The organism is Streptomyces mutabilis (genome assembly GCF_014649815.1).
Lineage (GTDB): Bacteria > Actinomycetota > Actinomycetes > Streptomycetales > Streptomycetaceae > Streptomyces > Streptomyces mutabilis.
Map to the genome: position 1 here is coordinate 16,190 of NZ_BMTT01000003.1, position 13,172 is coordinate 29,361.

Genomic DNA, 13,172 nt, shown 5'->3' on the forward strand with positions numbered 1-13,172 from the left:
GTATCACGCCGACCTGGCTCCCCAGTGTGACGCCTCGCCCCACCCCGCCTGCCTATCCTCTTCCCGGGACGAGACAGAGGGGGACGGACGGATGACGCGCCGCTGGGGAGCACCCCCGCGCACACGCGCGCATATGGTGGTGTCAATGACCTCAGTGGAGGAGGAGCGCCCACGCGCGCCGCTCGCGGGCGCATCCCGTTGGTGGGTGAGGCTGCTGCCGTGGGGCGTGGCGTTCGTACTGTGTGTCGCCCTGCTGCCCACCACCATTCAGGTGCTCACAGCCGACTACGGTCTGAACGGCGGTATAGCGAGCACGCTCGCCATCGCGCAGTCGGCACCACTGCTGCTCGCCGTCGTCCGCCCGCTGCATGCCTGGTACGTGATCTTCGCCGCAGACGCGGCCGGGGCGCTCGCCCTGCTCACCGTCGACTTCGAGGAGCGGCTCCTGTGGCCGTTCCCGCCCATGGAGATCGTCGGGTACATCGGCCTCTGCATCGCCCTCGCCCTGCGCGAGCGGCGCCGGACTCTGCTGCTGGTGTGGCTGGCGACGGCGGGCGCGAACGCCGGCCTGGGGTTCGTCACGCCCCACGGCACCAACGCCATGAGCCTGCTGCTGACCATCCTCAGCGGCGTCACGCTCCTGCTCGTCGCCGCGCTCCGCGAGCGGTACGAGGCGCAGCGCAGGCTGGCCGAGCAGGAGACGATCAGCGAGGCCGAGCGTGGCCGGCGGACGCTGCTGGAGGAACGCGCCCGCATCGCTCGCGAGCTGCACGACGTGGTGGCGCACCACATGTCCGTCATCACGGTGCAGGCGGACACCGCCGCCTACCGTCTCGACGGGCTGCCGCCGGACGTACGGGAGGAGTTCACCTCCATCGCGGCGACCGCGCGGGAGTCCCTCGGCGAGATGCGACGCCTCCTCGGCGTACTGCGAAACGAGGAGACACAGGGCGAGCTGGTGCCCCAGCCGGGCCTGACGCGGATCGGACAACTGGTGGAGGCGACGGTGAGGGCCGGCGTGCCGGTGGAGTTCACCCCCTGCGACGCCGACGTGCCCGAGGCGGTGGGCCTGTCCGCGTACCGCATCGTCCAGGAGGCCCTGGCGAACGTCGTGCGGCACGCGCCGGGTGCCCCGACGCGGGTGTCGGTGTCGGAGTCCGCTTCCGAGGACGGTGCCCGGCTCATCGTCCTCGTCGTCAACGGGCCGCCGCCCGGGCCGTCCGTCGCGCCGCTCGAGGAGGGCGACACGGGGCACGGCCTCGTCGGCATGCGCGAGCGGGTACGGCTCGTCGGCGGCACCCTCGACACGGGACCGCTGCCGGACGGCGGTTTCCGGGTGGCCGCCCTGCTCCCCCTGACCGAGAAGGACCTCACGTGACCACACGCGTCATCATCGTCGACGACCAGGCCATGGTGCGGGCCGGCTTCGCCGCGCTGCTGGCCGCCCAGAGCGACATCGACGTCGTGGGCGAGGCCCGCGACGGTGCGCAGGGCGTCGAGCTGAGCCGCCGCACCCGTCCCGACGTCGTACTGATGGACGTCCGCATGCCCGAGATGGACGGCCTCGAGGCCGCGCGCCGGCTCCTCTCGCCCTCGCCGGGGGTGACTCACCGGCCGCGCGTCCTGATGCTCACCACGTTCGACGTGGACGACTACGTCTACGAGGCGCTGCGGGCCGGAGCGAGCGGCTTCCTGCTGAAGGACGCGCCACCCGCCGACCTCATCTCGGCGGTACGCGTCGTGGCCTCGGGCGACGCGCTGCTCGCGCCCTCCGTGACGCGCCGGCTCATCGCGGACTTCGCACGGCAACGTCCCGTCACCCGGGGCAAGCCCGCGCTGCGGCTCAGGGCCCTGACGGAACGCGAGACCGAGGTCCTCACCCTGGTGGCCCGTGGCCGGTCCAACGCGGAGATCGCGTCGGCGCTGGTGCTGGCCGAGCAGACGGTGAAGACGCACGTAAGCCGCGTCCTCACCAAGCTCGACCTGCGCGACCGAGCCCAGGCGGTGGTCTTCGCGTACGAATCGGGGCTGGTGGCCCCGGGCGAGTAGGGCGGTCCCGGCGTTCGCACGGTCCCGGTGCCGAGTCCCTCTGTGCGATACGGCGGCAGCCGGTCCGGCCGTCCCCCACCGCCTACCGCGGTAGCACCTCCCCATTGGCTCCCGGTATGACGCCCGGAGGAAGCCGCGCACCCGCTGCCGGACACCGCCCGGGTGGACGCGGGGCTCGCGGTCGACATCGACGTGCTCACGGCACACGAGCACGGCGTCGACGTCACCTTCCACAGGGGAACCGGGCGCGGCTTGGTCCTGGACGCCGACGGGCTGCACTCCCGTACCCGGGCCGTGTGGGCCGGGCGCCCCGATGGAGGTTGCCCGAACACCTCGGGGACTCCCCTCGGAGCCGTTGGCACCCGACGACCCGGCACCCGAGCCGGCCCAGCGGCACCTGCCTCGCCAGGTGCCGCCCGGCACCGGCGGGAAAAGACGTGTCGCGGCCCACCCGAAGGAAGCTAGTGTTCACGCAGCGAGTGACTCCCGAGGAGCGAAGACATGGTCGGTCGTCCCAGCACGCGTTGACGTCGAGGCCCTGAGCGGCCGGTCATCGCGTGCTGCCCTTTGACGCGCGGCACAGCGATCCTTCTTTCCTCACCGCTGCCGGAGACGGTCGGTGCACTACGCGCACCGCTCGTGCGCCGGTCGGCGGGTCTCGTCCTGGGTCGTCCGAGGGGTCCCCCGTGCCGTCTTCTTCTTCCGCCGCGTCCGGTGCCGATCAACCTGTTCCGACCAGCCTGTGGCGGGACGGCGACTTCCGCAGGCTCTGGGTGGGCCAGACGGCCTCCCAACTCGGTGAGCAAGCGGCGCTGGTGGTTCTGCCGCTGTTCGCCGTCCTCACGCTCGACACCGGCGCCGGCCAGCTGGGCGCCCTGCGCGCGGCGGGTCAGGCGCCGATCCTGCTGCTGTCACTCTTCGCCGGGGCGTGCGTGGACAGGTGGCGGACCCGCACGCTGATGGTGCTGACGGACGCCGGTCGCGCCCTGGTTCTCGGCGCCGCCGCCGTGGCCGGCCTCCTCGGCGGTCTCGGCCTGTCGACGCTGTTCGTGCTCGCCTTCGCCGTAGGGGCCCTGTCCGTCTTCTTCGACGTGGCGTACCAGGCGTCTTCGGTACGGCTGCTGAGACGGACCCAGTTGGTGCGGGGCAACAGCGCACTCGAGGGCAGCCGGTCCGCCGCGCAGATCGGCGGTCCCGCCCTCGGCGGTGCGCTGGTGTCCTGGCTGTCGGCGCCGATCGCCGTCGCGACCAGTTCGGTGCTGTTCGCGCTGTCGTTCCTGTCCGTCCGAAGGATCCGTCGTCGCGAATCCGCCCCGGAACGCTCGGAACATCCTCCCCGGGTCTGGCGCCGGATCCACGAGGGCCTGCGCTTCGTCGCCGGCGACACCTCGCTGCGGACCGTCTGCCTCGCCTCGGCCGCCTTCCAGTTCTCCTTCGCGGCGGTGATGACCGTCTATATCCTGCACCTGCCACGGGAGCTGCACCTGTCCGGCACCGCCGTCGGGCTGGCACTCGCGGCGGTGGGCCCCGGCGCGCTCGTGGGCTCGCTGCTGGCCGCCCGCCTGCCGAACCGCTTCGGGTACGGCACCGTGCTCGTGTCCGCGGCAGCACTCGGTGACGGCGTGTTCCTGTGCGTGCCCGCACTGCACGGCAGCTCCGTGGTGACGGTTCTCGCGCTCCTCGCGGTCAATTTCGTCTTCGGGGTCTTCAGCCAGCTGGTGAACGTCACGGTCATGGCCGTCCGGCAGACCCTGACCCCGGACGGGATGCAGGGCCGCGTGGCCGCGACGATCAACTTCTTCGGCATGGGGCTCGCCCCGCTGGGCTCGCTGCTCGGCGGCTGCCTCGCGCAGGCCTGGGGAACACGCACCGGTCTCCTGGTCGCAGCCGCGGGAATGCTGCTGTCACCGGCGCTGATGGCCCTGTCCCCACTCGCCCGTCTGGGTCGAACGCTTCCCTCCCCTCGGGAGGCCTCGTCGACCCGTGAGACCGCTGCGGTCGAGACACTGTCGAAGGCGGACGGGTCCTGAGCCGAACCGGCCCGCTCGAGCTCCCGATCGTTGCGGCGGAGTCCGGCGGGAACGCTGCGCGCGCTTCCTGTCAAGTGACCACACCGCCGTGTCGATACGTGGACCCACAGCGGCGCGAGAATCGCTGAGTACCGCGGTGGCCGTGCGTGCCGCCGAGTCCGACCGGACGGCCGGCTGCGGCTTGAGGTCACGTTCCAGGATCTGCGGCACGCCGAGTGGGCACTGTGGCAGCTCGGCACGGATGCGGAGGCCCTGGCCCCGGAATCGTTGCGGACCGCTCCGCGTGAGCGCGCCGCCGCGATGGTCGCCCGCTACGGGGAGTCTTCCTGAAGGGCCCGGCCGCCCCGGAGCACACCGGGACCACGAGCGACGTCTCAACGGGTTACGGCCGGCCGTCGTCCACCTCAGTGATCGTCAGCTCGGGGACGCGTGACGTTTCACACACATCCATCTCGCTCCGCCAACTCCGCACCGCAGACGGCGTTTTGCCGGATGTGTCTCACGTCACCCGCTGGGTAGACATGAGCAAAACGGACATGTCCTGGGTTCAACAATAGCCGGTTCGCACTTCGTGCAGAACACTCATAAGCGCTGCCAGTACGACAGTTCGGACCAAAGAGAGCATGCGCTGACATGACCCACTCCCCCGAAACGCCTGAAGTACCGATACGCCCGTACACGGTCACCGCCGCCGAGGTCGTCCCCGGAGATCTGCTCGCCCTGTCCCACGAGGACGCGGCTCAGCACCGGTGGCACGTGGTCACGCACACGCAGCCCGCGTCCCCGGAGGTGATCCTGGCCGTGCTGCGTCCGCCGCTGGGCGGGGTGGACCACGAGGAGGAGCTGCGGCGCGAGCAGCGGGTGACCGTCGCCGGGCGGCGGCTCGACGTGGCAGCGGTACCCCTGGTGAGCTCGCCGGCCCTGGACGACGTCGAGTTCCGCGACGGGGACCGGATCACCCGCCTTCGCGCCGTCGACCCGCAGGCCGAGCACGTGACGTACGTCCGCCGCTGGGGTGCCTGGCACCGGGACACCGAACAGGACGCGGACGGCGGCGTGACCGACGCCGATGTACGCCGGTGGGCCGCCGAGGCCGACCGGGAGGGCAACGTCGTACGGCACGACCCGCGCCCCGTACGGGAGGCCGAGGCGGCCGGAGTGCGGCGCGTCGTCGTCACCGGGCTCGGCGCCGTCACCCCGCTGGGCGTCGGTACCGGCGAGTTGTGGCGAGGCCTGCTCGAAGGGCGCCACGGCATAACGGAGTTGGCGGACGAGGAGTTCGACGGACTGCCGGTGCGGATCGCCGGGACCGTGCCGGTGGACCCGGCCGGGCTGCTGCCCCGGCAGGCCGCGCGGCGGATGAACCGCGCCGCCCAGTTCGCCGTGCTGGCCGCGCGTGAGGCCTGGGCCGACGCCGGGTACGCGGACGGCGGTACCCGCGAGAGCGGGCTCGCCCCGGAGCGGGTCGGAGTGAGCCTGGGCGCCATCCTCGGGGACGCGTCGGTGCTGGTCGGCGGGGACCGGAAGCTGCGGGAGAAGGGGCCGCGCGGTGTCTCCCCGCTCACCACTCCCATGACCGTTCCTTCGCAGGCGGCCTCGCAGGTCTCGCTCGACCTGCACATCACCGGCGAGGCCCGCACCGTCACCAGCGCGTGCGCCTCCGGCACCGAGGCGATCGGGCAGGCCGTCGACCGTATCCGGTACGGCCGGGTCGACGTGGCCCTCGCGGGCGGCGCCGAGGCGGTCGTCACGCCGGCGATCATGGCGTCCTTCGCCGCCATGCGCGCACTGGCCGAGGGCGACCCGAACGCGGGTTCGCCGTCCCGCCCGTTCGCCAAGGACCGTGACGGCTTCGTCAACTCCGAGGGCGCGGGGATACTCGTGCTGGAGTCCGAGGAGCACGCCCGCGCCCGCGGGGCGCACATCTACTGCGAGGCCGCCGGCTGGGGTCTGTCCGCCGACGCCCACCACGTCGCGGCCCCGGATCCGTCCGGCGACGGCATCGCGCTGGCGCTGCGGCGGGCGGTGCGGGACGCCGGCGGCCGGATCGAGGACGTCGTCCATGTCAACGCGCACGCCACCGCAACCGTCGACGGCGACCTCGCCGAGGCACGGGCGGTGCGTGGCGTGCTGGGGCGACGCCAGGTGCCGGTCACCGCTCTCAAGGGCCACCTGGGGCATCTCCAGGGCGCTGCGGGCGGGGTCGAGGCCGTCGCCGCCGTACTCACCCTGCACCACGCGGTGGTGCCTCCCACGGTCGGTTGCGCCGACATCGACGACGCCGTCGACCTGGACCTCGTCCGCGGCGAACCGCGGGCCCTCCCGGCCGCGGGCGACCTGGTCCTGAGCAACTCCTTCGGCTTCGGCGGTCACAACGCGGTACTGGCTCTGCGCCGGGTGAGCCGACCGGCTGAGTAGGGGTGAACCGGGGGTGTCCCCTCTGGATGTAGTACGTGCCGTTGGGTACGCCGGTGATGTCGAAGGACTGGCCCGGCAGGTCCTGGGAGTACGTGTCGCCGGAGCCGACGTCCAGCACCTCGCGGACGGAGATACGAGCGTCAACGGTGGTGAGGTGCCGACCCGAGCGGGCCGTGTGCGCCCCGTGTCGGGACGGAGGTTCCCGCAGCGCACGGGCCTCGACTTCACCGGCGAGGCCGTCGCGCTCGGCCCGGCCGCGACCGGCCCCGCCGTGGGCGACCGCATCTGGGGCATCATGCCCCGTACCTCCGGCTTCGGCGCGGCCGAGTACGTCGCGGTCCGCCCGCGGCAGCTGGGGCGGATCCCGAAAGGGCTCGACGTCGTCGAGGCGGCCGCGCTGCCCGCGGGCACCACGGCGATCACGGCGCTGCGCGACAAGGCACGGCTGCGCCCCGGCGAGCGCCTCCTCGTGCGCGGCGCGGCGGGCGGCGTGGGCCATGTCGCCGTCCAGCTGGGCAAGGCGATGGGGGCGCACGTCACCGGGCTGGCCCGTGCGGACAACCTCGGCCCAGTCCACCGCCTCGGCGCCGACGAGGCCTACGACTACCGCGCCACCGACCCGGCCGACGCCGGCGGGTACGACGTGTTTCTCGACACCATGGGCAAGGACTTCGAGGCCCACCGACGGCTCCCCGGTCCCGCCGGCCGCATGGAGACGATCGCCTTCGACGTGGAACGCCCGGTCGGCTCCCTCGGCTACCTGCTGGCCAGTGCCGCGCACGGCCGCCGCCGGGTGCGCTTCTTCAGCGGCAATCCGAGGACCGCGCTCTTCAACGACCTCGCGGCCCACGTCGCGGACGGCGCGATCCGTCCGGTCGTGGACACCGTGTCCCCGCTCGAGGAGATCGGCGCGGCCCATCGGGCGCTCGAAGCGGGCGGTGTGCGGGGCAAGTTCGTCGTGCGGGTCGACTGACGGCCCGAGTCCGGACCAGGTGGCCGGCGGGCGGGGTCGGACCACGTCGGCGGCGGTGTCGGTGGGTCACGCCGATCTCAGGAGGTTGTTGTAGAGGCGCCTGAGGTGTTTGGCCACCGGGCACTTCGCACCGTCCGCCTCGCATTGACGGCAGGTCCGAAGGTGGTGTTCGTAGTCCTCGCGCGCCTGCTCGAGTCGGTCGTACGACGGGTTCATCCGGCTGCTTCCTGTCGGTCGTCCGGGCACCCGGGATCACGGGCGCACGGGGAGGGGTGAGCTACCTCAAGTGGTCGGTGAGGCACCGAAATCAACTTTGATCTTGTTACTTGCAGTAGAGCAAGCCGAGCCGGGGCATCGTGCCCGCGCGGACCGGCCGGCAGGCTTCCCGGACGGGCCGAACGCGCACCGGGCACCGGAGGCGGCGCCATTCACCTCGTGGTCGCTCTTCCGTCGCCGCCCCAGGGTCGCCGCCACCGCGACGGCACCGGAACGACGTCTTGTGAACGCGTGCACGAACGGTCTCCTTCGTCAGGGAGCGGCGCAGCCGAAACAACCGCGGCGCTCCCACCACTGGGCCGATGTGACATGTTCACGAGGGGAGGCGGAGGCCAGGCGTCGCGTCGGCCACTCAATTCGCCGCCGCGGTCGCGGCCGTACCCCCGGCGGGTGCCGCCGCGCCGCCCGAGGTAGGCCCCCGGGCCGAGACCCCGGCGATGTTCGACGACGACGAGGGCGGGAACGCCGACGCCGACGACCCCGCGATCTGGCGCAACGCGGCCGATCCGGACGCCAGCCTCGTCATCGCCACGGCCAAGGAAGGCGGTCTGCGGGTCTACGACCTCGACGCCCGGGAGGTGCAGTCGATACCCGCGCCCGCAGCACCCGGAGCGGACCATGCCCCTGGTCGCTTCAACAACGTCGACCTGGTGCACGGCATGTCCCTGGGCTCGGGCGCAGCGGACCTGGCCGTGGTCAGCGACCGCGGCAGCGACAGACTGCGCGTCTACCGTGTCGACGGTGACCGGCCCGGCGCCCCGCTCACCGATGTCACGGACGCCTCCGCGCCGTGGATCTTCTCCGGCTCCCAGGAGGAGGTCGACGAGGAGAGCACCGCGTACGGCCTGGCGACGTACACCGACGCCGCGACCGGCAAGTCCTACGCCCTCGTCAGCCAGAACGCCACCACCCGGGTCGCCCTGCTGGAGCTGACCGCGACCCGGGGCGGCACGGTCTCCTATCGGAAGGTCCGCACCGTGGACCTGCCCGCCGCGTTCACGATGCCCGACGGCTCGAAGTGGTCTCCCTGCGGCGAACCCGGAGAAGGGCCGCAGGTCGAGGGCATGGTCGTCGACCCGGAGACGGGCACGCTCTTCGCCGGGCAGGAGGACGTCGGCATCTGGCGCCTGCCGGCCGACCTGCGGGGCAGGCCCGTGCTGCAGGACAAGGTGCGCGAGTACGGCGTTCCCGCCCGGTACGACGAACCGTCCGACGAGTGTGTGGCGGGCGAGGACCCCGGCTTCGGGGGCGACCGCGTGTCCGCGGACGTCGAGGGGCTGACCCTTCTGAAGCAGGACGACGGGGACGGCTACCTCCTCGCCTCCAGCCAGGGCGACGACACCTTCGTCGCCTACGACCGCGAGCGGTCCGACGGCCACGAGTACGAGGGCGGCTTCCGGGTGACCGCCGCGTCCGAGGCGCTGGACGGCTCCGAGGAGTGCGACGGCGCGGACGTACTCGCCGAACCGCTCGGCGCCAAGTACCCCGACGGCCTGCTCGTCGTCCAGGACGGCCACATGGCTCCTGAGGACGGCGAGCGGGAGGCGACGGGCTTCAAGTTCGTCGACCTCGCCGACGTCCTGGAAGCCCTCGACGACTGACGCGTATGCGGCGGCCCGGAGCCGGGTCACCGCTCACGGCGCCCCCCGGAACGCGCCGGTCACCGGCGCGCCATGGCGCCGGTGACCGGCGCCGGTGACCGTCGGCCCTGCCTCGGGCGCCCGTTCCGTACCCTGGCCGCATGCGCATGCGCCCCACTCTGAGCTGGACCCCCGCCGAGGACCTGCCGCCGGGCACCACCGACCTCCAGCCGGTCGCCGACGCCCTGGGAGCCGGTGGTGTGCTCGTGCTGAGCGGGGCCGGGATCTCGACGGAGTCCGGCATCCCCGACTACCGGGGCGAGGGCGGGAGCCTGAGCCGGCACACCCCCATGACCTACCAGGACTTCACCGCCGGCGCCACGGCCCGGCGCCGGTACTGGGCGCGCAGCCACCTCGGCTGGCGCACCTTCGGCCGCGCCCGTCCCAACGCGGGGCACCGGGCCGTCGCCGCGTTCGGACGGCGCGGCCTGCTCGCTGGTGTGATCACCCAGAACGTCGACGGCCTGCACCAGGTCGCCGGCAGCGAAGACGTCGTGGAACTCCACGGAAGCCTGGACCGGGTCGTCTGCCTCTCCTGCGGCGCCTTCAGCCCGCGCCGTGAACTCGCCCGACGGCTCGAGGAGGCCAATCCGGGCTTCGATCCGGTGGCCGCGGGCATCAACCCGGACGGTGACGCGGACCTCACCGACGAACAGGTCGGGGACTTCCGGGTGGTGCCCTGCACGATCTGCGGCGGCATCCTCAAACCGGACGTCGTCTTCTTCGGGGAGAACGTCCCGCCGCGGCGCGTCGAGCACTGCCGCGCGCTGGTACGGGAGGCCACCTCTCTGCTGGTGCTGGGATCGTCGCTGACGGTGATGTCCGGCCTGCGTTTCGTCCGCCAGGCCGCCGAGGCCGGGAAGCCGGTGCTGATCGTCAACCGGGACCCGACCCGGGGCGACCGACACGCCCTCGCCCGGGTATCGGTCCCCCTCGGAGCGGCCCTCACCGGCGTGGCGGACCGGCTGGGCATCCCGGTCGGCGACGACGGACCGGGCCGTCCGGCGGCGGCCCCGCCCACCTCATAGGCCCGGAACGGTCACCAGGCCCGCGCTCGAATGCGCTCCCTCAAGCGCTCCCGAGTCCAGATCCGTGTGCAGCAGATGGTGGTCCGAGTACGGGGTGGGGTGCACACGCTGTTCCACGGAGCCGAGGCCGCGCAGGAAGACGTAGTCGAACCGGCTGTTCCAGTCGGTGGTCGGCTCGCACGTGGCACCGGGGGACGGAAGGCACTCGGCGTCCGAGCCCGCGGCCAGTTCCCACAGCGGGGAGAGCTCGGGAGCGTCCGGTACGGCGTTGAAGTCGCCCAGTACGATCGCGCGGTCGTACCGGGCGACGGCCGCGGCGAGCACCCCGGTCTGGTGAGTCCGTACCGGCTGCTGACGCCGGTGGGCGAGGTGGGTGTTGAAGACCCGTACCGTGTGGCCGCCCACCACGGTGGTGACCGCCATGTACCCACGGTCCTCGGAGCCGCCGTCGGGGTACTCCACGCTGACGCGGTCGGTCATCGGTGACGCGGACAGGATCGCCTGTCCGAAGGCCCCCGGGTTCCACGGCGTGCCCCCGCAACGGCTCCGCTTCTGGAGCACCGTCCCGTACTCGACGTGGTAGACCAGCCCGTAGAGGCTCTCCAGGTAGGCCCGGATCTGCTCGACGTCGCGGACGCACGCTTCCTGGAGGCCGATGACCTGAGGCGCCCGGGTGGCGATGTCCGCGGCCCGGTCGACGTTGCTCACCTCGCAGGGGTTGCAGATGTTCCAGGTCATGACCCGGTTCGGTACGACGTCGTCGGCGGCGCCGGCCGGCAGCGGTCCGGCGAGGAGGGCACCGACCGGGGCGCTGGGGCCGAGGAGCACGAGACAGACCAGGGTCATGGTCCCCGCGAGCAACCGCGTCCCCCTCGCGAACACCGCCGCCCCCTTCGCTGTGGCCACACCTGGCATCCGACGTATGCACGCACGAGACTACGGGACAGCAAGCGGCGGCCTGCCGGCAAGGCGTGGGACGGCCACGCGTCGGCCCACGCCCGCCCCACCGTGCGTCAGGGCTACGGCCGGTCGTCGATCCAGGTCAACTTGTGCCCGTAGAGCACGCGCTGGCAGTAGTCCGTGCCCGTCGGGTCACTCGGGTCCCGGTCCGCCGTGCAGTCGGCCGCCGCCCCCGGACGGTGCTCGGAGACGGACCACAGCCGTCCGGAACCGCGCTCGACGTACGTGTCCTCGGCACCACGTGCCGTCTTGACCGCCTGGCCGACCGGGACCAACTGGCCGTCGCTCCACTCGTGGCGCCACAGGCTGCCCGGCTCGTCCGTGCCCTTGGACTCGTTCACGTAGAGCGTCCCGTCGTACGCCGCCGCGCCCTGTGCGCCGCCGTTGGTCATCGGCAGGTAGTTGGCCCAGCCCTGCGCGGGTACGTCGACCGAGCGTCCCGCCAGGTCGGCGACCGGATAGGAGGCGACGCGGCCGGTCGACGGGTAGCCGCTCTCCGGACGGCAGTACTCACCCATGATCAGCCGGTCCGGGACCGTACTGCGGTCCAGGGAGATGTACGAGGCCTTCGGCGCGCCGGTGGAGACGCAGGCGTAGGAGCCTTTGGGGTTGCTCTGGGTGGCCTTGAACCTCCACGCGGCCACCTGCGGCATGACGTAGCGGTAACCGAAGCTGTACCAGACGTTGTTGTGCCGGCCGACCTTCGTCTTGTCCTGGACGTCGGCGGTGGTCTTCACGCCGTCGCTGTCGGCGCCCATCGCGTCGTTCGTGCTCGCGTCGCCGTCCGGGTTCAGGTCCATGATGTAGCGCATGTCGAAGACGCGCAGGCCGTTGCGGGTATCCGCGACATAGAGGTAGTTGCCGTACCAGACGATGCCGCCGGCGTGGACGCCCTTCTGGATCGGGTACTCGGAGGCGTGCAGCCCGTCGAAGGAGATGTGGTCGGCCGAGTTCACGTACGTCCAAGCCAGCAGGACGTGCCGGTACTTGACCTCGGGGCTGCCGGTGGCCGGGTTCGTGCGGCTCTGCACGAAGGTGACGCGGACGCCCTTCTGGTTGCAGGCGTCGTTGCTCTCCAGCTCGCCCGCGGTGCAGTCGCCGCCCGGGTCCGGATCGTCCTCCCTACCCGGGTCCCAGCCGTCGTAGGAGGCGAACAGCTGGATGTTCCCGGCGGCGCCCCACAGCTCGTTGTCCTTGGCGTCGGAGACGCCCGTGAAGCCCTGCGGGATCCATTCGCGCGAGACGGAGTCGTCGTTCTCCAGGCAGTACTTGAGATCGGGGTCCGGCGCGGTGCCGAACGGGTCGCGTGAGCACCACGGCCGGGCGTCGCGGTTCGCGCCGACCAGCAGGTTCTGCACGCCCGACTTGGGCAGCACCGAGTCGAGGCGGGTGACCCGCCGCGTGGTCTCGGCGTTCATCGCGCCGGGCGACAGCGTGAAGTCGCCGGGCGCGGCCTCGTCGCCGGGGCCGGTCCAGTCACGGGTGGGGCTCGGCGAGGGGGTGCCCTCGTCGGCGCGCGGCTCCTGGATCCAGGAGTCCGGTACGTCCGGCGGAAGGTCGTCGGCGTGACCGGGCACCGCGAGGCCGGTGAAGGCGAGCGTGGCCGCGGCGGCGCTCGTGAGCCAGGCACGACGTATTCGGCTTCTCAGCATGTGAGGAAGGTCCTCCGTTGTCCGCTCGGCACTTCGAGTCGAACGGAGGCTCCCAAAACACGTGTACGTGCACAATGTTGATTACGCGCCAGGTATGGCCCGGCTCGTACTGACGGCGCCCTCCCCGACCGCCCTCGGACCGACGA

At 72.2% G+C, this 13,172-nt stretch carries 9 protein-coding genes and 1 pseudogene; 8 read left to right on the forward strand and 2 right to left on the reverse strand.

The annotated features are described in order from the left end of the window. Positions 1-145: 145 nt before the first annotated feature. The 8 genes and pseudogenes from IE142_RS08310 (at position 146) to IE142_RS08345 (ending at position 10,414) form a co-directional block, all read left to right on the forward strand. Positions 146-1,378 (forward strand): sensor histidine kinase, encoded by a 1,233-nt coding sequence (locus tag IE142_RS08310; RefSeq protein ID WP_191885090.1) that lies wholly within the window; start codon positions 146-148, stop codon positions 1,376-1,378. Next, positions 1,375-2,049, forward strand: coding sequence for a response regulator (locus IE142_RS08315; RefSeq protein ID WP_191885091.1), 675 nt, complete (start codon positions 1,375-1,377; stop codon positions 2,047-2,049). Before IE142_RS08310 ends, IE142_RS08315 begins: the two co-directional genes overlap by 4 nt. Before the next feature lie 686 nt (positions 2,050-2,735). Further along, positions 2,736-4,079 (forward strand): MFS transporter, encoded by a 1,344-nt coding sequence (locus IE142_RS08320; RefSeq protein WP_191885092.1) that lies wholly within the window; start codon positions 2,736-2,738, stop codon positions 4,077-4,079. 174 nt (positions 4,080-4,253) lie between these two features. Then, entirely contained in the window at positions 4,254-4,409 is a 156-nt protein-coding gene (locus IE142_RS08325; protein ID WP_502266895.1) for a WCX domain-containing protein, read from the forward strand. Positions 4,410-4,712: 303 nt separating this feature from the next. Further along, on the forward strand, positions 4,713-6,497 hold the full coding sequence (locus tag IE142_RS08330; RefSeq protein ID WP_191885093.1) for a beta-ketoacyl-[acyl-carrier-protein] synthase family protein: 1,785 nt from the start codon (positions 4,713-4,715) through the stop codon (positions 6,495-6,497). Between the two features lie 82 nt (positions 6,498-6,579). Next, a complete protein-coding gene (locus IE142_RS08335) occupies positions 6,580-7,470 on the forward strand; it encodes an NAD(P)-dependent alcohol dehydrogenase (protein WP_229830330.1) in 891 nt (296 codons plus the stop codon). Between the two features lie 599 nt (positions 7,471-8,069). Beyond that, positions 8,070-9,347 (forward strand): annotated as a pseudogene (locus IE142_RS08340) (phytase); the annotation flags it as partial. A 140-nt stretch (positions 9,348-9,487) separates the two neighbouring features. Next, positions 9,488-10,414, forward strand: a complete 927-nt coding sequence (locus IE142_RS08345; RefSeq protein WP_191885094.1) for an NAD-dependent protein deacetylase — start codon at positions 9,488-9,490, stop codon at positions 10,412-10,414. Here IE142_RS08345 and IE142_RS08350 read toward each other — a convergent pair. Then, positions 10,409-11,260: an endonuclease/exonuclease/phosphatase family protein gene (locus tag IE142_RS08350; protein ID WP_370466331.1), complete on the reverse strand. Its 852-nt coding sequence runs from the start codon at positions 11,258-11,260 to the stop codon at positions 10,409-10,411. The genes IE142_RS08345 and IE142_RS08350 overlap by 6 nt on opposite strands. Before the next feature lie 173 nt (positions 11,261-11,433). Continuing rightward, positions 11,434-13,026 (reverse strand): hypothetical protein, encoded by a 1,593-nt coding sequence (locus IE142_RS08355; RefSeq protein WP_191885096.1) that lies wholly within the window; start codon positions 13,024-13,026, stop codon positions 11,434-11,436. Positions 13,027-13,172 lie beyond the last annotated feature (146 nt).